At 64.6% G+C, this 22,176-nt stretch carries 17 protein-coding genes; 11 read left to right on the top strand and 6 right to left on the bottom strand.

All coding sequences use genetic code 11. The features are described from left to right. Window positions 1-69 precede the first annotated feature (69 nt). Window positions 70-1,266: a DUF3048 domain-containing protein gene (locus JW929_08725; protein MBN1439479.1), complete on the top strand. Its 1,197-nt coding sequence runs from the start codon at window positions 70-72 to the stop codon at window positions 1,264-1,266. Between the two features lie 172 nt (window positions 1,267-1,438). Beyond that, window positions 1,439-2,677: a DUF3048 C-terminal domain-containing protein gene (locus JW929_08730; protein MBN1439480.1), complete on the top strand. Its 1,239-nt coding sequence runs from the start codon at window positions 1,439-1,441 to the stop codon at window positions 2,675-2,677. A gap of 329 nt (window positions 2,678-3,006) precedes the next feature. On the opposite strand, the gene glgP is transcribed toward JW929_08730, so the two are convergent. Continuing rightward, window positions 3,007-5,217 (bottom strand): alpha-glucan family phosphorylase, encoded by a 2,211-nt coding sequence (gene glgP / locus JW929_08735; GenBank protein MBN1439481.1) that lies wholly within the window; start codon window positions 5,215-5,217, stop codon window positions 3,007-3,009. Window positions 5,218-5,828: 611 nt separating this feature from the next. Beyond that, window positions 5,829-6,989, bottom strand: a complete 1,161-nt coding sequence (locus JW929_08740; protein MBN1439482.1) for a CinA family nicotinamide mononucleotide deamidase-related protein — start codon at window positions 6,987-6,989, stop codon at window positions 5,829-5,831. 710 nt (window positions 6,990-7,699) lie between these two features. Between JW929_08740 and JW929_08745 the strand changes: the two genes are divergently transcribed. Further along, window positions 7,700-8,125: a hypothetical protein gene (locus JW929_08745; GenBank protein ID MBN1439483.1), complete on the top strand. Its 426-nt coding sequence runs from the start codon at window positions 7,700-7,702 to the stop codon at window positions 8,123-8,125. A gap of 135 nt (window positions 8,126-8,260) precedes the next feature. Here JW929_08745 and JW929_08750 read toward each other — a convergent pair whose 3' ends face one another. The 4 genes from JW929_08750 to plsX are packed head-to-tail and all read right to left on the bottom strand — an operon-like array spanning window position 8,261 to window position 11,543. Beyond that, on the bottom strand, window positions 8,261-8,506 hold the full coding sequence (locus tag JW929_08750) for a YfhL family 4Fe-4S dicluster ferredoxin (protein ID MBN1439484.1): 246 nt from the start codon (window positions 8,504-8,506) through the stop codon (window positions 8,261-8,263). A 55-nt stretch (window positions 8,507-8,561) separates the two neighbouring features. Next, complete coding sequence (locus tag JW929_08755; protein MBN1439485.1) at window positions 8,562-9,251, bottom strand: NERD domain-containing protein; 690 nt, start codon at window positions 9,249-9,251, stop codon at window positions 8,562-8,564. Further along, a complete protein-coding gene (gene fabF / locus JW929_08760; protein ID MBN1439486.1) occupies window positions 9,248-10,504 on the bottom strand; it encodes a beta-ketoacyl-ACP synthase II in 1,257 nt (418 codons plus the stop codon). The genes JW929_08755 and fabF overlap by 4 nt, the downstream gene beginning before the upstream one ends. Window positions 10,505-10,514: 10 nt before the next feature. Then, entirely contained in the window at window positions 10,515-11,543 is a 1,029-nt protein-coding gene (gene plsX / locus JW929_08765) for a phosphate acyltransferase PlsX (protein MBN1439487.1), read from the bottom strand. Between the two features lie 270 nt (window positions 11,544-11,813). Between plsX and JW929_08770 the strand changes: the two genes are divergently transcribed. From JW929_08770 to carB, 8 genes are all read left to right on the top strand, one after another. Then, the gene (locus JW929_08770; protein ID MBN1439488.1) at window positions 11,814-13,073 is read left to right on the top strand and encodes an argininosuccinate synthase; all 1,260 of its coding nucleotides are present in this window, start codon (window positions 11,814-11,816) and stop codon (window positions 13,071-13,073) included. Between the two features lie 94 nt (window positions 13,074-13,167). Beyond that, complete coding sequence (argH, locus tag JW929_08775) at window positions 13,168-14,544, top strand: argininosuccinate lyase (GenBank protein ID MBN1439489.1); 1,377 nt, start codon at window positions 13,168-13,170, stop codon at window positions 14,542-14,544. A gap of 116 nt (window positions 14,545-14,660) precedes the next feature. After that, window positions 14,661-14,828, top strand: coding sequence for a lysine biosynthesis protein LysW (gene lysW, locus JW929_08780; protein MBN1439490.1), 168 nt, complete (start codon window positions 14,661-14,663; stop codon window positions 14,826-14,828). Between the two features lie 64 nt (window positions 14,829-14,892). Beyond that, window positions 14,893-15,804: a lysine biosynthesis protein LysX gene (gene lysX, locus JW929_08785; GenBank protein ID MBN1439491.1), complete on the top strand. Its 912-nt coding sequence runs from the start codon at window positions 14,893-14,895 to the stop codon at window positions 15,802-15,804. After that, window positions 15,801-16,844 carry an N-acetyl-gamma-glutamyl-phosphate reductase gene (locus tag JW929_08790; GenBank protein ID MBN1439492.1) on the top strand — a complete coding sequence of 348 codons (1,044 nt, stop codon included), beginning with the start codon at window positions 15,801-15,803 and terminating at the stop codon, window positions 16,842-16,844. The genes lysX and JW929_08790 overlap by 4 nt, the downstream gene beginning before the upstream one ends. 105 nt (window positions 16,845-16,949) lie before the next feature. Beyond that, the gene (locus JW929_08795; GenBank protein ID MBN1439493.1) at window positions 16,950-17,753 is read left to right on the top strand and encodes a [LysW]-aminoadipate kinase; all 804 of its coding nucleotides are present in this window, start codon (window positions 16,950-16,952) and stop codon (window positions 17,751-17,753) included. Further along, the gene (carA, locus tag JW929_08800; protein MBN1439494.1) at window positions 17,750-18,877 is read left to right on the top strand and encodes a glutamine-hydrolyzing carbamoyl-phosphate synthase small subunit; all 1,128 of its coding nucleotides are present in this window, start codon (window positions 17,750-17,752) and stop codon (window positions 18,875-18,877) included. Before JW929_08795 ends, carA begins: the two co-directional genes overlap by 4 nt. After that, window positions 18,877-22,131 (top strand): carbamoyl-phosphate synthase large subunit, encoded by a 3,255-nt coding sequence (gene carB, locus JW929_08805; GenBank protein MBN1439495.1) that lies wholly within the window; start codon window positions 18,877-18,879, stop codon window positions 22,129-22,131. Before carA ends, carB begins: the two co-directional genes overlap by 1 nt. The last annotated feature ends 45 nt before the right edge of the window (window positions 22,132-22,176 follow it).

Genomic DNA, 22,176 nt, shown 5'->3' on the forward strand with positions numbered 1-22,176 from the left:
GCGCGCGGATTGACCGGACATAGTGCGGGCGGTACAATCCCGGCGGTTTGCAGATCACGGAGGTGTTGGATGCGCGAAGGCAGTGCAATTCTTCTGCAAAGAGGACTCCCTCTGGTCCTGACCGCCCTGGCAACGGCCTGCAATTTGGGTGCAGGAACCGCGGTGGAATCCTCGGCAACGCCGTTCCTCCCGGTCGAATCCTCCCCGACGAGCACCCCGACGGAAATCCCGCCCCAACCGACCGCCACTCCGACCGAAACCCCGATCCCTCTGGTGTATCCCGTCGGTCCGTCGGGGTTCCCTTCCAACGTCAATCCGCTGACCGGAAAAATCGTCGCCGATCCGGATCTCTTGAACCGCCGCCCGCTGGCGATTAAAGTCTCCAACTTCCCGCGCACCGCACGGCCTCAGGCCGGAATGTCGAAGGCGGACCTGCTTTGGGAGTTCTACACCGAGTTCGGAAACACCCGCTGGATCGCGATGTTTTACGGCCAGGACTCCGATAAGGTCGGCCCGATCCGCTCCGCCCGGGTTCTCGACACTCGGATCATGCCGCTTTACGACGCCATCCTTGTCCACGTCCAGGCGTTCGAAACCGTGTGGGTGGAGATCAGCAAGACCGGGGTGGATACCATCAACGAATTTCCGGCGTCCTGCCCCGCCATCTGCCGGGATCCGGAGGTGAAGGAGGTGGAAAACAGCGCCTTCGGCAACACCGCCGAGTTGACGAAGTACGCCCGGCGGGTGGGGATGCTCGCCTCCGGACGGCCCGTCCTGGACGGGCTGGTGTTCGATCCGGCCGTCCCCGACGGCTTGAACCCCGCGGCCGGAGCGCGGATTTATTTTTCGTCTTCGGCTACGGCCCAGTGGAAGTTTGATCCTGACTCCGGCCGCTACCTGCGTTTTTCCGAAACGGCCGCCGGAGCGCTCGAGCCGTTGACCGACCGGACCACCGGCGAACAGCTGGCGGTCGATAACCTGATCATCCTGGTGGTGGACATTTTTCCTTACGTCGGCAAAACCGGGGCGGGCGAGCAATTCGACATGAGCCTTTCCTCGTCAGGCCCGGGGTACTTTTACCGGGACGGGGTCATGCTTCAAGGCCGGTGGCAGAGCAGCGGGCCGTCCACGCCCCTGCAGTTCGTGGATTCCAACGGCCAGTTGTTCCCGCTGCATCCGGGCACGAGCTACATCGCCATCCTCGGGGACCGGTCTTCCGGCGCGGCCGCGGCCAATACTGAATGGTGGTTCACCAACCGGCTCTAATCAGATGCCCGGGTCGGAAAAACTCATTAAGCGAGGATAAAATTGCCTTTCCCGTACGTGCCGTTGCGGGCTTTTCGGCCCGCAACGGTACGTGTTTCCCTGTTCCCGGTCGGTGTTTCATAGTACAAAAGCATTGCTTGGATGGGAGAGCGCGGAGAAAAGGAATCGAACGATGACATTGCACGGACGCGGCGAATCGATTCTCGGGTGGCGCGGGGTTTCCGCGTCCGCGGCATGGGGTTGGATGGCGCGCCGGGGCTTGATCCTCGCAATGCTGTTCGCCGCCGGATGCGGGGGATTGGGGGAGGAAAGCCCGGGGGAGGCGACGGCGGATTCGGGCAATGAATCGCCGGGCGCGGCCGCGGCCGCTCACACGGCCACCCCAACCCCTGTTCCCACCGTAAATCGGACTCACACCCCCTCGCCGACCGCAACGCCTGGAATCATCAATCCGCTCACCGGGCTTGCCGTGCCGGATCTTTCGGTCCTGCAGCGCTGGCCGCTTTCGATCAAGGTCTCGAGTTATCCCCGCTCGGCGAGGCCGCAGGCCGGACTCTCGTATGCCGACCTGCTGATCGAGTTCTACCAGGAATCCGGAATGACCCGCTGGCATGCGGTATACCTCAGCCGCGACGTGGAAAAAGTCGGCCCGATCCGCTCCGGCAGGAAGATCGACGTTCCGTTTATGCGGGCCTACCAGTCGCTGCTGGTGTTCTGCGCCGAATACTCGGCGACCTGGGAGTATATGGAGCTTCAGGATATGAGCGGCCGGCTGCTGTATGTGGGGCCGGTGGATTGTCCGGCGCTGTGCCGCGATCCTTCCGAACTGCCGATCAACGGCATCTACGGAGACACGGCCGAACTGCGCAAGGCGGCCAAGGTATTGAAGATCCCGGACGCGATCCCGGACTTGGCCGGAATGCAGTTCAGCGATGCGCCTCCCCCCATGAGCGGCGGCGCGGTGTCGAACGTCTGGGTGCGGTTTGTTTCCGACAACGCGCTCGCCGAGTGGCGCTACAACCCGCAGGATAAGAAATACTACCGCTGGTCGGAAACCGATAAGGGAAACCGGGACATGGCTCCCCAGACGGACCGGCTGACCGGCGAACAGCTGTCGGTTTCGAACGTGATCGTGCTCTACGCGAATTACATCCGCAGGCAGCAACGGGAGATTTATGAATTGGAATTGTTCGGCGGCGGGAAGGCGCTCCTCTTCCGCGACGGGATGATGGAGGAAGGCATCTGGCGCCTCCCGAACATCGAACGCCCCATCCTGTTTTACGGTCAGGACGGCCCGTTTGCCCTGCGGCCGGGAGTCACCTGGATCGGGGTGGTGGAAGATACTTCGACCGCCGTCCTCGACGGGGATACCCTTAGGGTCGAGTTCGGCAAGACCGGCGTGGGGGAGTAGGAATCCACGACGGGCGCGAATAAAAACGGGGCACGAAGGCAAAAAATTCCCTCTCCGGGAGGCTTTCCAATAAGATCAGTAATGCATTTTTTCGATCGCCATGCCCGCGAGCTCTTGGCGGGCATCTAGGGACTTTGTATTCGTGCCCGCAGAAAGACCCTGGATTCCCGCTAAAACCACGCGGGAATGACGCCCCATTATCTGCCGGATCTCATTCATCCAAAGGCCGCTCCGCTTTTTCGACAACACCAAGTTCCAAAAATTCGTGTTTTTCCGATCTCCTTCGTATCCCCCGGTCCGCCGATTTGGGGCGGGCTTCGTGGATTCGTTTAGGTCGGGATTCCCAGAGACGGATCGTCCATCTCCGGGAACGGCTGCCGGATGGCGGGCAGGTAGAGGTCGCAGGCGTATTCCTTGAGCATCCGCCGGGTGTTGAAGGTCGCCGAAATTGTGCGGACCGATTCGCGGACCCGCACGAGCCATTCGGAGGGGATGTTTTCCGCCGTCCGATTTTCGTAATACAGGGGGATGATCTCGTTTTCCAAAACCGCGTACAGCGAATCGGTGTCCTCCGCGTTCTGCGCTTCGGCGTTTTGATTCTCTTTGTCGTCGCCGATCGCCCACCCGTTGCGCCCGTTGTAGCCTTCGCGCCACCAGCCGTCGAGGACCGAGAAGTTCAGCACGCCGTTGAGCGCGGCCTTCTGGCCCGAGGTGCCGGAGGCTTCCAGTGGGCGGAGGGGCGTGTTCAACCACACGTCCGCGCCCTGGACCAGGTAGCGGGCCAGATTGATGTCGTAATCCTCAAGGAACACGAATCGTCCGCCGGCCTCGTGCCGTTTGGCGAACCGGTAGACGTCCTGCAGCAGGCGTTTGGCCGGTTCGTCGGCCGGATGGGCTTTGCCGGCGAAGATGAATTGGACCGGCATGTTCGGGCGGTTGAGCAGCGCCAACAGCCGGTCCGGCCGGCGCAACAGCAAGCCAGCCCGCTTGTAGGTGGCGAAGCGCCGGGCGAAGCCGATAATCAGCATGTTCGGATCGAGCAGCACGCCGGCGTTGACGATCTGGACCGGGTGTTTTTTCCCGGACAGCCACTGCTGGCGGGAGCGGTCGCGGATGTGGGCCACCAGACGCTGCTTAAGGTGGATCCGCGTCTCCCACAGTTGCTTGTCGGGAATTTCGCACACGCCGTCCCACACGGCTTGCTGATCGATCCGTTCGCGCCAATCCTCCCCCATAAACTCGTCGAACAGGGAGGCCATCGGCGGGGCCAGCCAGGTCTGGGAGTGGATCCCGTTGGTGATGTGGCGGATCGGAACTTTCTCCTCCGGCAGGTCCGGCCAAAGGTGGTTGTACATTTTGCGCGCCACCCGGCCGTGCAGTTCCGATACGCCGTTGGCGTGGTCGGACATCCGCAGCGCGAGGACTGGCATGCTGAAGGTTTCGCCCCAGGAGTGTCGGTGGCGGGCGATGTCGAGGAACCCTTCCCGCTCGAGCCCGAGCTGGGGCCAATACTGCGGAAAAAATTTGTCCATCAGCAAGAGCGGGAATTCGTCGGCCCCGGCCGGGACCGGCGTGTGGGTGGTGAAGACCGTCGTCTTGCGGATGATCTCCCGGGCTTCGGCGAAGGTCCGCCCGGCGGCGACGTACTCGCGCGCCCGCTCCAGGAGGGCGAAGGCGGAGTGGCCCTCGTTGAGGTGCCAGGCGGCGGGGTTGTAGCCCAGCGCGCGCAGAGCGCGCACCCCGCCGATCCCCAGGATGATCTCCTGCGAGATGCGCTGTTCCGCCTCGCTGGTGTACAGGCGCGCCGTCAGTTCGCGGTCGGCTTCCGAGTTGGATTCGACGTTGCTGTCCAGAAGGTAGAGGGGGATTCGGCCGACCCGCACCTGCCACAGGCGGGCGGAGAGATCCCGTTCGGGGAGTGCGACGTTGACGGTGAGCGGTTTTCCGTCCCGGCCGATCACCGGCCAAACCGGAAGGTTGGAAAAATCCAGCGGTTCATAGAGGGCTTCCTGCCATCCGTCTTCCGTTACGCTTTGCCGGAAATAGCCGAGGGTGTACAGAAAGCCCAGCCCGACCATGGGAATTCCGAGGTCGCTGGCTTCCTTGAGCAGATCGCCGGCCAGCACGCCCAGCCCCCCGGCGTAGCCCTGAATGGATTCATGCAGGCCGTATTCGGTGGAAAAGTAGGCGATCGGGCGGTTCAGCAGGTCCGGATTTTCGCGCCGGTACCAGGTGTCGGTGGCGTCCAGGTAGCGGTCAAAGGATTCCATCACCCGACCGTAGGTTTCCATGTAGCCGACGTTCGAAAGCGCGGCGTTCAGCTGGGGGCGCTTCACCTTGCGCAGGAATTGGACCGGGTTGTGGCGGGTCTCCTCCCACACCGAGAAATCGATCCGACTGAACAGGTCCTGGGCCTGCGGCTGCCAGGTCCACCAAAGGTTGTAGGCAAGCTCCGGTAGCCGCGAAAGCCTTCTGGGCAACGTGAGTTCCGCCGCGATCGGCGGGGTCGCTTCGAGGAATCCTTCCTGCATGGAGGCCACCAAATCCTTTCCCGGCGGCGGAACCGCGGTTCTGCCCCGAAGACCGTGGACGCGGAGCGGGAGCTTCGTTTCGATGCGGGTGTTCGAAGGTTGGTTCCCTGAGTTCGCCTTTGCCGCGGCCGGGGTTGCGGATGCGGTTCCGCTGGACTGCGGATCGTGAAAGCGATTCTCATGTTATCACACGCGTCAAGGGCCGCAAAAATCCGGCAAAACGCCGCCGCTTCGAGCCGGCGGCAACCGGCCGGACCTAAGCGGCGAATAAGATCCGCGGCAATTTTCTTTCATCCGATCAGGGGCCGCCGAAGGGGTTTTCCAGTCCGTTTCGCGCTACCAGGGTGCTGAAAGAGGCTGTTGGCATCCTGCCCCTTTTTCACCAGCCTGCTGTTGGGCAATCCTCACCTTATCCAACCTCGCCCTCGTCTTTTATACCCTTCCCGCTCTCTCCGGGTGCCTGCCCTGCGCGATGGGCATCGGTTTTTTGGGGATGCGAAGGTTGTACGAGCGGGAGTATGCCGGGAGAGGGGAAAGCCTGTGTCTGAGTCGAAGGCGAAGTAAGATTGATCAGGTGAAAGGCGAGGAAACTAGGAGGACGGAGCAGCGCAAGGCGGGGCTCAGGGCTGGGCTGATTCCTTGAGGAGGTTCCAACAGGCGGTCAACGCGACAGTGGCGGCCCAGCGGCAGGCCAACGGGCGCGGGATCAAATGGGTCCGAACCTTCCGCTCCACCGCATCCCCGCAGCGGATGACGTATTCCGACCGAAAGCAGCGTTTGGCGGGGAGAACGGCCAGGCCGACGGCGTGGGTCGCGCGGAGATCCGCTTGAACCCCGCGGGTCCGTTCCGCCAGCTCCCGGCTCCCGCCGGCGGCGCCGAGGATCCGGCCGCCGAGGTAGCGCTCCGATTCCTCGGCTTCCAGCAAAGCCGCCAACGCGCCCGCGGTCCCGGATTCTACGCTGGCAAGCGCCGCCCCCGGCGGCAGCAGGCCGAGGACCGCACCGGCCAAAGTCTGTTCGTCGGCGCCGACGACGTATCCGCGGAGGGCGGAACGGATGTCGCTCTCCGCGGCGGAGATCACCGCAAGCGCTTCCGACTCGACCGCGGCCCGCGAGACGATGCGGACGTCGGTCAGGCCGGCGTGCGCATTCAGCCCCACGATCGGATTTTCCATGCTTTCCCAGCGGCCGATCCGCTCGTCGATCTGCGATTCCCCCAAACCGACTACGTGCAGGACCCGCTTGCGGATGACCGCCGGCCCGCCGCCGCGGCGGCGCAGGGCGGGCAGGACCCCCTCGCGGATCATCGCCTCCATCTCGCTCGGCACCCCGGGAACCGCGAACAGAACCGCGCGGCCGATCTCCAGGGCGAAACCGGGGGCGGTTCCGAATGGATTCGAAAGGGCCTCGGCGCCCTGCGGCAGTTGCGCCTGCTTGCGATTGTTATCGGTGGGGGCGCGGCCGAGGATCCGGAACCGGTCCCGGATTTCCTCCCAGAGTTCGGGCTGGAAAACGAGCCCCACGCCGGCGGCTTCGGCCGCGGCGTCACGGGTCGGATCGTCCACGGTCGGCCCCAGTCCGCCGGTGGCGATGACGGCATCGGACCGTTCGGCGGCTTCCCGAAAGGCGGCCGCGATCCGCTCGAGGTGGTCGCCGACGGCGGTCGCGCGCCGGACTTCGATCCCCTCTTCGCGCAGCGTGCGGGCGATCCATTGGGTGTTCGTGTCGGCGATCTCTCCCAGCAGCAGTTCGTTGCCGATGGCTATGATTTCCGCAATCATCCGGGCCCTCCCGTTTCCGCAATCGTACCCCGAAACGCGGTGATTGAAAACGGCGCGAGCGCATCCGAAATATATTTTTTTCCCCCAACAACTCAACCGTGCCGCCCTCATCCCGCCCTCCCGTCACTGTCCCTCGCTTCGCTCGGGACGGACGTTCCGGGATGCATTCTCCCAGTCCATCGCTCAAGGTCGGTGGCTTCGAACGGATACAATCCTTCATCCGTTTATATGGGGCTGGGAAGCCTGTCCCGAAGCGCAGGGACGGGAAGCCGGATGGCGGAGGGAAAAAGCGGATTGAATTTGGAGGCGTGCGGCAAAATAATCAGCCGGGCAGAGGCAGCTCTGGAATAAACCTTTTTCCGTCCATGCCACTTCCGCCTGTCCCTTGTGACGCTCTGGACGTCTCCCCTCTCCCGTTCCGCACAACACGGGGAGGGGCGCGGGGGAGGTTGAACGGGATGGTCCTTTTCCCCAATTCATCCCGCACGGGATCTGCCTGGCCCCGGACCTTATCTCTCCGACTCTAAAAATCCGGTTCTTCATTATCTCTACCCGGACCAATGGGCGGTCATCGCCGCCCGGCCGGGCGATATGCCGGTTGTCGAAATGCGGGGGTCTCCGATCCCGAAGCCGCTGCTGAATTTCTCGAGAAGAACAAGGATTGCCTTTTCCTGGAGTCCGACGCCAAATCGTATCTCGTCGGGACGCGGATGCCTCTCTCGTTCCGAAGCGAGATGCAATATCCGGCGATCGCGCTGGTGGAGGTGGGCGCATGCGTGGCCGGGCAAAACCGGACCGAGATGGACGCCGGGCTGACCGCCCTGGCGGGGGTTGAAAGAATCTGCAACTTCTCAGAGGATGGTTTGTTTAACGACAAATTATTTCTATACACTATCACGATGCGCGGGATCCCGCTCGACCTGCCGGGGGAATGGTACATCGGCGTCAGCTTTTGGATGAAAGCCGCTGCCTTCGACCGCGGCAACGGCCGAGAACCGGGTGTTGCAGAGGAGATCCTCGCCGTATCGAACGAAGATCAAGAAAGGCATTTTTCCTTTGAAAGCTACATCATCCGCTCGGCGCCGTGCAAGCCGCAGGAGCCGGGCGGATGCTGGGACCCGGAAGAGGGGGTATAACTCTGCGTAGTTTTTCCCCGAATGTCATCCCGCCCTGCGAGCGGGATGGGAAGGAAAAAACATCCACGAACTAAAAATGCGCGAGCGGCCGATGGCCGCCCGCGGGGCATGGAAAACGGATGCCAAGAATCCGCCTTACGGGTGCAGCCGGTTCTTCTTGGCCAGGAGCTCCTCTTTGGATTCCCTGCGGTCCGGATCCGGGCCGATCGCCTCGTTGGGGCAGACCGACGCGCACTGCGGCTGATCGAAAAAGCCGACGCATTCCGTGCACCGGTCCGGATTGATTTCGTAATGCGCGTCCCCCATGCTGATCGCCTGGTTGGGGCATTCCGGTTCACAAACCCCGCAGCTCAGGCAGTCGTCGGAAATTTTGTAGGCCACGGTTCGTTTCTCCTTGTTGGGGAAAATTTTCGCCGCGAAGGCGCGGGTCCGGCGGTCAGGCTTTCTCGCCGAGATATTCTAACACTTGCCGAAATTGGTCCGGCGGAAGGGTCGGGTTCTTGGGCAGGTGGCGGATGTGTTCCTTGACCTTGGAGGCGTGCAATGCGGGGACGGGCGAGGAATCGGCCTCGACCCGGGTTTTGTCGTTGACGAAGGCGATCAGCGCCTGGACGGGAGGCAAGGATTCGGTCTTGAGGATTTTCCGCAGTTTGCGGGTCAGGTTCTCGGCCTCGAATTCCGAGTCGGAAACCGGATCGCCTAGCACCTCCATGCCGAAGAATTTCATAAAGCCGGAAACGCCCGTCTGGCGCCACTTTTTGCCATCGAAGGAAATCCGCCCGCGTTCGTACTTGGCTAGGATCGCGACGATCCCGTTCGGCGTAAAGAGGGCGTGCTCGGCCCCCAGCCGGAAGTGCACGATCGTGTGGCGGTCGTCCAGCCCTTTGAGCACGTCGTCGATGGCTTGGTCGGGGGGGGGGGTGCGGCCCCAGCGGTTGGTGAAGGTATTGCCGACGCTGGCCAGGATGAATCCGCTGATCATTCCGAGGTACATCAGGTCGATCCGTTCCGGCCACAGAAAACTCACCACGACCGCGGCGCCGAGGAGCCCCATCCCGCCCAGCTGGCCGTAGGTGCCGATCTGCTTGTTGCGTTTAAGCATTGCGGGATTGCTGATCTTCCTCACTCTTCCTCCCATCTGCGCAGGACCAGGCAGGCGTTCTGGCCGCCCAGGCCGAAGGAATTGGAGAGTGCGATCCGGACATCGGCCGGGCGCTTGACGTTCGGCACGTAGTCCAAGTCGCACTCCGGATCGGGGTTGTCGTAATTGATGGTCGGATGGATCATCCCGTCCCGCAGGGTCAAGGCGCAGGCGACCGCCTCGATGGCGCCGGCGGCGCCCAGCGGGTGGCCGATCATCGACTTGGTCGAGGAGACGGGGATCCGTTTGGCGCGTTCGCCGAACACCTGCTTGATGGCGTTGGTTTCCATCAGGTCGTTGGCCGGGGTCGAGGTGCCGTGGGCGTTGATGTAATCCACCTGCTCGGGGGTGATGCCGGCGTCCGCCAAGGCCCAGCGGATGGCCCGCACCGCGCCCTTGCTGGTAGGATCCGGCGCGGCGATGTGGAAGGCATCGGAGGAGGAGGATTGCCCGAGGATTTCGGCGACGATCGGGGCGCCGCGCTCCCGCGCGCTTTCGAGCGATTCGACGACCAGGATGGCGCAACCCTCGGAAAACACGAAACCCTCGCGGTCGCGGGTGAAGGGGCGCGAGGCGCGCTCGGGGAAATCGTTGAAGTTCACCGGCAGGGCGCGCATCACGCAAAACGAGGCGATCATGAAATCCACCACCAGGGCCTCCACGCCGCCGGTGAGGACGATGTCGGCCGCCCCGCGCCGGACGAGTTCGGCGGCTTCCCCGATCGCCTGGGTCCCCGCCGCGCAGGCGGTGGGGACGGTGTTCAGCGGGCCGAGCGCCTGATATTTTTGCGAAAGGTGATGGCCCGGCATGTTCGGAATCGACGAAGGCGGGATGAACGGGTTGACCTTAAGGTATCCCTGGTTCCACATCACCTTCAGCCCTTCGGCCATCCGGTCCCATCCGCCGACCGCGGTACCGAGCAGGACGCCGACCCGCTCCGGATCCGGAAAGCCGCCCTCCAATCCGGCGGCCCGCAACGCCTCCTGTGCGGTGGACAGGACGAATTGGGAACAGCGAGCCATTCGACGCGCTTCTTTAATATTGATATAGCGGCCGGGATCGAATCCCTTCACTTCGCCGGCGATCTGGCACGGAAGAAAACCGGCGTCGAACTGGCTGATCCGGGAGATGCCCGAGCGGCCCTCCAACAGCCCTTGCCACAGTTCGGGTACGGTGAGGCCGAGCGGGGTGATCGCCCCCATTCCGGTGATCACCACCCGGGGTCGCGGATTGGTCATGCTTTTCTCCTTAGGATACCGCCGGAAGCCCCGCCCCCAGGCGGGAGATCTCCGTGCGGATAAGATCCTGCATGCCGGATTTTGCGGCGCCGATCGCGACGCGGACGGCGTTCTTCACCGCCAGGGCGTCCGAGCGGCCGTGGCCGATGAACACCAGCCCATTCACGCCGAGCAGCGGCGCCGCCCCTTCCTCGCTCGGATCCAACAGCTTGCGGATGCTGCTCAGCGCGGGTTTGACCAGCGCGCCGCCCAGCTTGACCGTCACGGACCCGGCCAGGATTTTTTCCTTGATCGTGTCGACGATCAGCTTGGCCACCGCCTCCGAGGATTTCAGGAAGACGTTTCCGGAGAAGCCGTCGGTGACCAGGACGTCCACGCTTCCGGCGTACACTTCCTTGGGCTCGGCGTTGCCGATGAAGTTCAAACCGCCGGCCTGCAGCAGCGGGGTGGCTTCGCGGACCAGAAAGTTGCCCTTGCCGGTTTCTTCGCCGTTCGAAAGCAAAGCCACGCGCGGACGCTCCACCCCGCGCACGGCTTGTGCGTAGGCCGATCCCATCACGGCGAATTCGAACAGGTTTTTCGGCTGCAGGTCCGGATTGATCCCGATGTCGAGGACCACGCAGAAACCCGTGCGGGTCGGGAAGGCGGGGGCGAGCGCCGGGCGTTCGATTCCGGGCAGCATGCCGAGCCGGAAGAAGGCCACCGCCGCCGCCGCGCCCGTGTTGCCCATCGTCACGAAGGCGTCGGCCTGGCCTTGTTTGACCAGGTCCACGCCGACCGCCATCGAAGTCTTGGGTTCTTTTTGTTTGGCCTTGAGCGCCAGCGCCAGCCCCTTCTCGTTCATGGTCATCATTTCGGGGGCGTGGACCAGGCGGATCGGCAGGCCGCCGGGGGAGAACGAATCCAGAACCGGGCGAACGGCTTGCTCATCGCCGACCAGCAGGATCTCCTCGCCGTACTCGCGCGCGGCCATCACCGCGCCTTCCACGTCCGGACGGGGGTAGTTGTCGGACCCCATTGCATCCAGGGCGATTCGCATGGCGGTCTCCTTTCGGACTGAGCCTCAGACCGGGGCGTATTATATCCCCCCCGCCGCCTTGACATCGAATGGCGAGTCCGGTAAAATCTGCACGTTCGCTATGGATGCCATTTCGCTCAAGCCTCGCGCTCGTCGTCCGCTCTTCCACCCGGAAAACGGGAAGGTGGGCTGATTGCGCTTGGCCGCATGCGGACAAGCATAGGGATTGAATAAAAAAGCCCTCCGGATCCCGGAGGGCTTTTTTTACGCGGCGGGAGGAAGGAGTTCTTGATGGAAAGAAACTTGGCCAAGAAAGTGGTCCTCGCCTACTCCGGCGGGTTGGACACCTCGATCATCGTCACCTGGCTGAAGGAAACCTACGGCTGCGAGGTGATCTGCTTCACCGCCGACATCGGCCAGGGTGTCGGCGAGACCGCCTCGCTCGAGAGGCGCGCCAGGGAATCCGGCGCCGGCAAGCTGATCTCGAAGGATCTGCGTGAGGAATTCGCGCGGGAGTACATCTTCCCGCTGGTGCGCTCGGGCGCGGTCTACGAAGGCAAGTACCTGCTGGGCACGTCCATTGCCCGGCCGTTGATCGCCAAGCATCAGGTGTTGGCGGCGGAGCAAACCGGCGCCGACGCCGTCGCCCACGGCTGCACCGGCAAGGGCAACGACCAGGTGCGCTTCGAGCTTACCTACACCGCGCTCAACCCGCGCTTGAAGGTGATCGCACCCTGGCGCGAGTGGGACATCCGCTCGCGGGAGGATGCGGTAGCCTACGCAAAAACGCGCGGGATCGCCCTCCCGGATACGACGGGAAAATCGCTCTACAGCCGAGACCGCAATCTGTGGCACCTATCCCACGAGGGCGGGCCGCTCGAAAACCTCGCCAATGCCCCGGAGGAGGACCTCTTCCAGTTGACGGTTTCCCCCGAAAAGGCGCCGGATGCTCCGGAATTCGTGGAAATCGGCTTCGAGAAAGGCAACCCGGTTTCGTTGAACAGCAAGAAGCTTTCCGGCGCCAAACTCATCGAAAGCCTGAACGAGATCGGCGGACGCAACGGTGTCGGCCGGGTCGATCTGGTGGAGAACCGGCTGGTGGGGATGAAATCCCGCGGGATCTACGAAACCCCCGGCGGGACGATCCTGGTCGCAGCCCACCGCGAATTGGAAAGCATCACCCTTGACCGGGAGACCCAGCACGAAAAGGAACGGGCCGCCCTGCGCTACGCCGAGCTGGTGTATTTCGGCCAGTGGTTCACGCCGCTGCGCGAGGATCTGCAGGCCTACCTCGACCGCACGCAGGAGCACGTGACGGGATCGATTGTGCTCAAACTCTACAAGGGCAACCTGATCGTGGAGCGGCGCTCGAGTCCGTTCAGCTTGTACCGCGAGGAATTCGCCACTTTCGGCCATTCGCTGGTCTACGATCACAGCGACGCCGCCGGATTCATCCACCTGTTCGGCCTTCCGCTCAAAGTGCGGGCTTTGCTGGAAGAAGGCGGCAAGGACATTCCGCCGGTGGCTCCGGAAGAAGTGGACCGGGATTAAGCGCCTCCTCTCATCCCCGCCCCCTTCCTCCTCTCCCGGCTTATGCCGGGTGAGGAGGAAGGGGGCGGGGGAAGTGGGTGAGGAAGGAACGACGATGACACAACTGTGGACCGGGCGATTTCAAGAAAGCCTCGACCCAAAAGCGGCGGCGCTGAACGATTCGCTGTCCTTCGACCGCCGCCTGTCGGCCCAGGACGTGCGCGGGTCGACCGCCTGGGCGCACGCGCTGCGGCGCGCCGGCGTGCTGACGGAGGAAGAAGCCGGCCGGATCGAAGAAGGGCTGAAGCAGATCGGAAGGGAATTGGCGGAAGGCGCCTTTGCCTTCGCGCCGTCGGACGAGGACATCCACACCGCCGTCGAACGCAGGCTGGGCGAGCTGATCGGGGCAGCGGCCGGAAAACTGCACACCGGCCGCAGCCGCAACGACCAGGTGGCGGCCGATTTCCGGATGTGGATCGTGGAGGCGGAAAGCCGGATCCTGGGTGGAGTCCGCGCGCTGCAGGAGGCGTTGCTTGCCCGGGCCCAGGCCGATTTCGGCGCGGTTCTCCCCGGATACACCCATACCCAGCGGGCGCAGCCGATCCTGCTTTCGCATTGGTGGCTCTCGCACTTCTGGGCGCTCGACCGCGACCGCCTGCGCCTGCGGGAGATCCGGGAGCGGGCCGCGGTCTGTCCGTTGGGAAGCGGCGCGCTGGCGGGGACGGCGTTTCCCGTCGACCGCGACGCGCTGGCCGCGGAGCTGGGGTTTAAATCGGCCTCACCCAACAGCATCGACGCCGTTGCGGACCGGGATTTCGCGGCCGAGTTCCTCTTCGCCGCGGCGATGCTCGGCGTGCATGTCAGCCGGATGGCGGACGCGCTGATCCTGTTTTCCACGGCCGAGTTCGGATTTGTCGAATTGGACGACGCCTATGCCACCGGCTCAAGCCTGATGCCGCAGAAGAAGAATCCGGACCTGCTCGAGTTGGCGCGCGGGAAGAGCGGGAAGCTGATCGGTCTGCTGACCGGGCTGTTGGCCGTGCTGAAGGGCCTGCCGTCCGCCTACGACAAGGATTTGCAGGAGGACAAGCCGGCGGCGTTCGAAGCGGCGGACACCCTGGAGGCGGTCCTTCCGGCATTGCGCGGCGTTTTGGAGACCCTGACGGTTCACCGGGAGCGGATGGCCGCCGCGCTCGACGACGGGATGTTCGCCACCGACTTGGCGGACTACCTGGTCCGCCGGGGCGTCCCGTTCCGGCAGGCGCACACCGCCGCGGGCCGGGCGGTGCGGCGGGCGATCGAACTTGGGATCCCGCTATCCCGCCTGGAGATGGCGGAACTCCGGAAGATCCACCCCGCGGTCGGGCAGGATCTCGCGCAGGTCTTTTGCACGGAGAGCGCGCTTTCCCACCGCAGCGCCAAAGGCGGCACGGCCCCCTCCGCCGTGAAGGAGCAGATCGACCGGGCGGTGCAGATCTTGCAGGAAAAATGAATCTCCCGAAAAAGGGGGCGGCCGGGGGATCGGATCCGGTTTGAAAAATCCCATGGCGCGGGGATGCGCCAAAACGAAACGCGGGCGCCGTGCATGCGCTCCAAAGGAGAATCAAAATGAAAGGTCTTTGCCCAGAATGCGAAGGAGAGGTCGCCGTCCCGGACGACGCGCAGACGGGTGAAATCCTGGTTTGCCCGGATTGCGGAGTCGAGCTGGAGCTGACGGGATTGGATCCCGTGACGCTGTCCCTGGCTCCGAAGGAAGCCGAGGATTGGGGCGAGTGATTTCTCCGCTCCTGTTTGCGAAGCAAACGGGAGCGGACCGAGGAGGGGGGCGGAGGCTGCAATCATGAAGATCGGCGTGTTGATGACCCGCTTGCGCATCGAAGAAAAGTGGCTGTTCGAAGCGCTCGAAAAGCGCGGCGTCGAATACGAAAAAATCGACGACCGGGAGGCGGTGTTCGACCTCAACCATCCCGGCGAGTGGGACCACCTCTCGGTGCTACTCGAACGGTCCCTCTCCTACGGGCGCGGGCTGTACGCCTGTAAAATCCTCAACGGCTGGGGCATTCCCACGGTGAACACTTCGGCCGTGGCCGATACCTGCGGCGACAAGCTGTGGACTTCCGCGGCATTGAAGTTCGCAGGCATCCCCCAGCCCGAGGTGAAGGTAGCTTTCACGCCGGAAAGCGCGCTGGCGGCGATCGAAAAGATGGGCTACCCGGTGGTGCTCAAGCCGGTTATCGGCTCATGGGGCCGGATGGTGGCGAAGATCAACGACCGCGACGCCGCCGAAGCGGTCCTCGAGGCGCGCGAGGTGCTGGGCAACTACCAGCAGAACATCTTCTACATCCAGGAATACATCCGAAAGCCGGGGCGCGACATCCGCGCCTTCGTCGTCGGCGAGCGGACGATCGCCGCGATCTATCGCTCGTCGGAGCACTGGATCACCAACACCGCCCGCGGCGGCCAGGGATCGCCCTGCCCGGTCACCCCGGACCTGGACCGGATCAGTGTCGCCGCGGCGCGGGCGGTCGGAGGCGGGGTCCTCGCGGTCGACATTCTCGAAGACGAAACCCGCGGCTACCTGGTCAACGAGGTCAACCACACGATGGAGTTCCATACCTCGGTGCCGGCCACCGGGATCGACATCCCCGGATACGTAATCGACTATACGATCGAAGTGGGCAAAAAGAAGGACCAATTCCAAGCGCAATACCACCCGGTGCCGCGCGCGTCGGTCATGGAGATATTGAAATGAACGGAAAACTCAAAGCCGGCATCGTCGGCGCCTCGGGCTATACCGGCGGCGAGCTGCTGCGACTCCTCCTCGGGCATCCGCAGATCGACGTCGTGCAGGCGACGTCCGAGCGGCACGTGGGCGAATACGTCCATTCGACTCACCCGCACCTGCGCAAACGGACGGCCTTGCAGTTCGTCTCACGCCAGGTGCTCAAGGAATGCGACGTCCTGTTTCTTGCCCTGCCCCATGGCGAGGCGCAGAAGGAGATCGGGCGCTACGCGGGATTGGCGGGAAAGATCGTCGACCTCTCGGCGGATTTTCGGCTGAAAGACCCGGCGGCGTATAAAAAATGGTACGGCCGCGACCACGCCGCCCCGCAGTGGATCGGCAAATTCGTGTACGGGCTGCCGGAATTCCACCGCGCGGAGATGCAAACGGCGGAGTACATCAGCGGCGTGGGGTGCAACGCCACCGCGGCCAACCTGGCCTTGGCGCCGCTGGTCCGCGGCGGATTGCTGGATTCGGCCCGCACGGTGATCGTCGACGTGAAGGTCGGATCCTCCGAGGGGGGGGGCAGTCCGAACGCCGGCTCGCACCACCCGGAACGGGCGGGCGTGATCCGCACGTACGCGCCCTCCGGCCACCGCCACACGGCCGAGGTGATCCAGGAGCTGGGCCTTCCGGATTTTCACATGACCATCACCTCGGTGGACCTCGTCCGCGGGGCGTTGGCCGCGGCGCATTGCTTCGCCAAACCCGGCGTGACCGAGAAGGATCTGTGGCGGGCGTACCGGGCCTTCGCCAAGGCGGAGCCGTTCCTCCGAATCGTCAAGGAAAAGACCGGCGTGCACCGCGTCCCGGATCCGAAAATCCTCGCCGGCAGCAACTACGTCGATCTCGGTTTTGAATTGGACCCGGATACGGGCCGGATCGTTTCCATGGCGGCGATCGACAATTTGATGAAGGGTGCCTCCGGTTCGGCCGTTCAGGCGATGAACGTGATGTGCGGCTTCGAAGAGACCCTGGGGTTGGAATTCGGCGGGTTGCACCCGATATAGCCTCACCCCCCTCTCCTCTTTCCCCTCCCCCTCTCCTGCGATGACCACAGGCGAGGGGGGAGGGGATGAAGGGGTAGGGGGTGAGGATTGGAAGGAAGCGATCTCATGCTCGTCGTAAAAATCGGCGGAGCCGCCGGCAACAACATGGACGCCGTGTGTGCGGATCTGGCCCAACTCATCCGATCCGGACAGCGGGCGGTGCTAGTCCACGGCGGATCGGAGGAGACCAACGCGGTTTCCGAGAAGCTCGGCCATCCCCCGAAATTCGTCACCAGCCCGTCGGGCTTCACCTCGCGCTACACCGACCGCGAGACGCTCGAGATTTTCGCCATGGTCACCGCGGGCAAGATCAACATCCTCCTGGTCGAGCGGCTGCAGCGGCTCGGCGTCAACGCCTTCGGCCTCTCGGGGGTGGACGGGCGTGCGATGCAGGCCAAGCGCAAGGAAGCCGTACGGTCGGTGGAGAACGGGCGGGTGCGGATGCTGCACGGCGACCACACCGGAACGATTGAGAAGGTCGACGCGGCGCTGCTGCAGACGCTGATCCAATCCGGGCTGACCTTGGTCGTCGCACCGCTGGCGATCTCGCCCGAGGGCGTGGCGCTCAACGTGGATGCCGACCGTGCGGCGGCGATGATCGCCGGTGCGCTCAAAGCCGAAAGCCTGGTGATTCTCACCAATGTCCCCGGGCTGATGCGCAAGTTCCCCGACCAAAGCACGCTCCTCCCGAAGATCGAGCGCGCGGGACTCGAAGACGCGCTTAAGTACGCCGAGGGTCGGATGAAGAAGAAGGTTCTCGGCGCGAGCGAGGCGCTCGGTGAAGGCGTTCGGCGGGTGATCTTCGCCGACAGCCGGATCCCGCGGCCGGTAACCGCCGCACTGGCGGGGAAAGGGACGGTCATTACGTGAACGCCGCGACCCTGGCGCTGGAAGACGGAACCGTCCTGCGTGGGGAGGCCTTCGGCGCGCAAGCCGACGCCGTTTTTGAACTGGTCTTCAACACCAGCCTGAGCGGCTACCAGGAAATCCTCACCGATCCCTCCTACCGCGGGCAGGGAGTGCTGTTCACCTGCCCGCACATCGGCAACGTGGGAGTCAACCGCGAGGATTGCGAAGCGGAGCGCCCGCAGGTCTCGGCGGCGGTAGTGCGGTCGATCAGCCCGGCGGTTTCCAACTGGCGCGCGGAAAAGCCGCTGGCGGAGTGGCTGGCGGAGGCCGGAATCCCCGGGATCAGCGGCGTCGATACGCGCTTTCTCACCCGCCGGCTGCGCGACGGCGGGACCCAAAAGGCGGCGCTCTCGACGCGCGGCGCGGATCCGCAGAAGCTCCTCGAGACGGCGCGCGCCTGGGAAGGGCTCGACGGGCGCGACATGGTCAGCGAAATCTCCTGCCCGCGGGAATACGCCTGGGCGGGCGATCCGGGCAGCAAGTGGGTGGCGGACGGCGCGGGGGCTCTGAAGGGGAAGCACATCCTGGCCTACGACTTCGGCATGAAGCGCAACATCCTTCGCCATCTGGCGTCGGAGGGCGCGCGGGTGACCGTGGTTCCCTCGGGCACGCCGGCCAAGAAGGCCTTGGCGCTCAAGCCGGACGGCATCTTCCTTTCCAACGGACCGGGCGATCCGCGCGGCTTGCCGAAAATCGTCGCCGCCGTGCGTTCGCTTCTGGAGAGCGGCATCCCCACCCTCGGCATCTGCCTGGGGCACCAGTTGATCGGGCTGGCGCTCGAAGGGCGGATCGCAAAATTGAAGTTTGGCCATCACGGCGGCAACCATCCGGTGCGAGACGAGGGCACGCGCGGGGTTTGGATCACCGCCCAAAACCACAATTACATCGTCGAGGCCGAAAGCCTGCCGAAGGACGAGGCCGAGGTCACGATGGTTTCGCTCAACGACGGTTCGGTGGAGGGCTTGCGGCTGAAGCGGCGCCCGGTCTTCTGCGTCCAATTCCATCCCGAGGCTTCGCCCGGGCCGCACGACGCCCGGGAGGTGTTCGGCCGGTTCTTCGCGATGGTGGTGAAAGGCGGGGATTGATGCCGAAGCGCACCGACATCCGCTCGATCCTCGTGGTCGGTTCCGGACCGATCGTCATCGGCCAGGCGGCAGAGTTCGACTATTCCGGCACCCAGGCGATCAAAGCCCTGCGCGCCGAGGGTTACCGGGTGATCCTGGTTAATTCCAACCCGGCCACGATCATGACCGATCCGGACCTGGCCGACGCAACCTACATCGAGCCGCTCACCCCCGATGCGCTCGAAGCGATCATCGCCCAGGAGCGGCCTGACGCGCTGCTCCCGACCGTCGGCGGACAGACCGGGCTGAACATGGCGCTGGCGCTTTCCCAGCGCGGCACCCTCGAGCGATACCGCGTGCAACTGATCGGCGCGCGCCTGCGCTCGATCGAGCTGGCCGAAGACCGGCAGCTCTTCAACCGGGCGATGCGCGAACACGGCATTCCCGTCCCGCGCGGCGGCCCGGCGCACAACTTGGCCGAGGCGCAGGATCTCGCCAAGGAAACCGGATTGCCGGTCCTGGTGCGCGCGTCCTTCGCCCTCGGCGGAACCGGGGCCTCGTGGGTCAACCGGCCGGAGGAGCTTCCCGAGGCGGTGCGCAAGGCGATTGCCGTCTCGCCGATCGGCCAAGCCTGGCTCGAGCAGTCGGTCCTCGGATGGAAGGAATTCGAGCTCGAGGTGATGCGCGACCGGGCGGACAATTTCGTCGTGGTCTGTTCGATCGAAAACCTGGATCCGATGGGCGTGCACACCGGCGACAGCATCACCGTCGCCCCGTCGCAGACGCTCACCGACCGCGAATACCAGATCCTGCGCGACTTGGCGCGGCGGGTGATGCGCGCGGTGGAGATCGAAACCGGCGGATCCAACGTCCAGTTCGCGGTCAATCCCAAGGACGGCGAGGCGCTGGTGATCGAGATGAATCCGCGCGTCTCGCGCTCCTCGGCGCTGGCTTCCAAGGCCACCGGTTTCCCGATCGCCAAAGTGGCGGCGCTGGTCGCCGTCGGATACACGCTCGACGAGATCCCCAACGACATCACCGGGCAGACCAAGGCCGGGTTCGAACCCTCGCTCGATTACGTGGTGGCGAAGATCCCGCGTTGGGCGTTCGAGAAGTTCCCGGGGGTGGATCCGACGCTCGGGGCGCAGATGAAATCGGTCGGCGAGGTGATGGCGCTGGGGCGCACCTTTCCCGAGGCGCTCTCCAAAGCGGTGCTCTCGCTCGAAAGCGGGATCGACGCGCTGGACGGATCCGGCCCGGACAAACCGGCTCCCGCCGATCCGAAAACCGCCGCCGAATGGGAGGCGCTCAGCGTCCCGACCTCGGATCGACTGTTCGGCGTCTACCGGGCGATCCGCGCGGGAGCCGATCTCGGGAAGCTGGCCGGGATTACCGGGATCGACCCGTGGTTCCTGGATCAGCTGAGGCGGACCGCGGATCTCGAAAAGTCGATCGGCGGGTTCGGCCTCGAAACCCTGCCGGTGGATTTGTTCCGCGAGGCGAAGCGCTTCGGCCTTTCGGATTCGCGGATCGCCCGCCTGCTGTCGAAGCCGGAAAGGAACTTCGCGGCCGCGGAGATCCGCGCGCGGCGCTTGGAACTCGGGATCCGGCCGACCTTCCTGCGGGTGGACACCTGCGCGGCGGAATTCGAAGCCCAGACGCCGTACCTGTATTCCTCGTACGAAACCGAAGACGAGGCGCGCGTTACGCCGAAGCCCAAGGCGCTGATCCTCGGAAGCGGCCCCAATCGGATCGGGCAGGGAATCGAGTTCGATTATTGCTGCTGCCAGGCGGTGTTCGCGCTGCGCGAGATGGGCTATGAGACGATCCTCCTGAATTGCAATCCGGAGACGGTTTCCACCGACTACGACACCGCCGACCGGCTTTATTTTGAACCGCTGACGCTCGAGCACGTCCTCAACGTCATCGACGGCGAGAAGCCGTCCGGGGTGATCCTGCAATTCGGCGGACAGACTCCGCTGAACCTTTCGGCGGACCTGGCGGCCGCGGGCGTTCCGGTCTGGGGGACTTCGGCCGAGGCGATCGACCTGGCCGAGGACCGGCGGCGGTTCGCCGAGGTGCTCGACGACCTCGACATTCCGCAGCCGGAGCACGGGATCGCCCGCTCGCTCGAGGAGGTGCGCGGGATCGCCGAGCGGATCGGATACCCGCTGTTGGTGCGGCCGTCGTTCGTCCTGGGAGGGCGGGCGATGGCGATTGTCGGAGATGAAGGGCAGCTGGAGGGTTTCGCGCGCGAGGCGCTGGCCGCCGCGCCGGGCCAGCCGCTGTTGGTCGACCGCTTCCTCGAGGACGCCTACGAGGCGGACGTGGACGCGATCGCCGACGGCCAGCGCACGGTGGTGGCGGCGATCATGCAGCACATCGAGGAGGCCGGCGTGCACTCCGGCGATTCCGCCTGCGTTCTGCCGCCCTACAAGATCAGCGCCTACCACCTCAACACGATGCGCGAATACGCCGAAAAGCTCGGCCGGCGGCTGGGGGTCCGCGGGTTGATGAACGTGCAACTGGCGGTCAAGGACGACGTGGTCTATGTGCTGGAGGTGAATCCGCGCGCGTCGCGGACGATTCCCTACGTGAGCAAATCGGTCGGCGTTCCGCTCGCGCGCCGCGCGGCGCAGGTCATGGCCGGCAAATCGCTCGCGGAGCTCGGAATCCTCCAGGAGCCGGAGGTGGACGGGTTTTTCGTCAAGGAAGCGGTGCTGCCGTTCCAGAAGCTGCCCGGGGCCGACAGCTTGCTCGGGCCGGAGATGCGCTCGACCGGCGAGGTGATGGGCCACGCCGGCCGCTTCGGCCACGCCTTCGCCAAGGCCGAGATGGCGGCGGGTTCCGCACTGCCGGAGGAGGGCGCGGCGCTCTTCAGCGTAAACGATTTCGACAAGGGCGCGGCCCTGAAAGTCGCGCGCGATCTGCACCGGATGGGTTTCCGCCTGCTGGCCACGCCCGGCACGGCGGCCTTCTTCATGCACGCCGGGCTGCCGGTGGAGGCGGCCTTCAAGGTCGGTCACGGATCGCCGAACGTGGTCGATTTGGTCCGCGGTGGCAAGGTCCAGCTGGTTTTAAATACGCCGCTCGGCCCGAACGCCCACAGCGATGGGAACCTGATCCGCGCCGCCGCCACCGTGATGAACGTGCCGCTGTTGACCACTCTTTCGGCGGCCGCGGCCGCGGTGGCGGGCATCCGTGCGATGCGCGAGAAGGCGCTGGAGTACCGGAGTTTGCAGGAGCATTTTAAGGTGAACGCACAACGATCTTGATTCCATCCCATCCCAACTCCCCGCCTCCGGCACCCCTCCTTCCTT

It is taken from the genome of Anaerolineales bacterium (genome assembly GCA_016928575.1).
In the GTDB taxonomy this organism is placed as follows: domain Bacteria; phylum Chloroflexota; class Anaerolineae; order Anaerolineales; family RBG-16-64-43; genus JAFGKK01.

Coding starts and splice junctions, on each gene's coding strand:
- plsX (MBN1439487.1), bottom strand. CDS start 11,543: ATGCGAATCGCCCTGGATGCAATGGGGTCCGACAACTACCCCCGTCCG.
- fabF (MBN1439486.1), bottom strand. CDS start 10,504: ATGACCAATCCGCGACCCCGGGTGGTGATCACCGGAATGGGGGCGATC.
- JW929_08730 (MBN1439480.1), top strand. CDS start 1,439: ATGACATTGCACGGACGCGGCGAATCGATTCTCGGGTGGCGCGGGGTT.
- carB (MBN1439495.1), top strand. CDS start 18,877: ATGCCGAAGCGCACCGACATCCGCTCGATCCTCGTGGTCGGTTCCGGA.
- JW929_08770 (MBN1439488.1), top strand. CDS start 11,814: ATGGAAAGAAACTTGGCCAAGAAAGTGGTCCTCGCCTACTCCGGCGGG.
- JW929_08725 (MBN1439479.1), top strand. CDS start 70: ATGCGCGAAGGCAGTGCAATTCTTCTGCAAAGAGGACTCCCTCTGGTC.
- argH (MBN1439489.1), top strand. CDS start 13,168: ATGACACAACTGTGGACCGGGCGATTTCAAGAAAGCCTCGACCCAAAA.
- JW929_08795 (MBN1439493.1), top strand. CDS start 16,950: ATGCTCGTCGTAAAAATCGGCGGAGCCGCCGGCAACAACATGGACGCC.
- JW929_08790 (MBN1439492.1), top strand. CDS start 15,801: ATGAACGGAAAACTCAAAGCCGGCATCGTCGGCGCCTCGGGCTATACC.
- lysW (MBN1439490.1), top strand. CDS start 14,661: ATGAAAGGTCTTTGCCCAGAATGCGAAGGAGAGGTCGCCGTCCCGGAC.
- JW929_08740 (MBN1439482.1), bottom strand. CDS start 6,989: ATGATTGCGGAAATCATAGCCATCGGCAACGAACTGCTGCTGGGAGAG.
- JW929_08745 (MBN1439483.1), top strand. CDS start 7,700: ATGCCTCTCTCGTTCCGAAGCGAGATGCAATATCCGGCGATCGCGCTG.
- lysX (MBN1439491.1), top strand. CDS start 14,893: ATGAAGATCGGCGTGTTGATGACCCGCTTGCGCATCGAAGAAAAGTGG.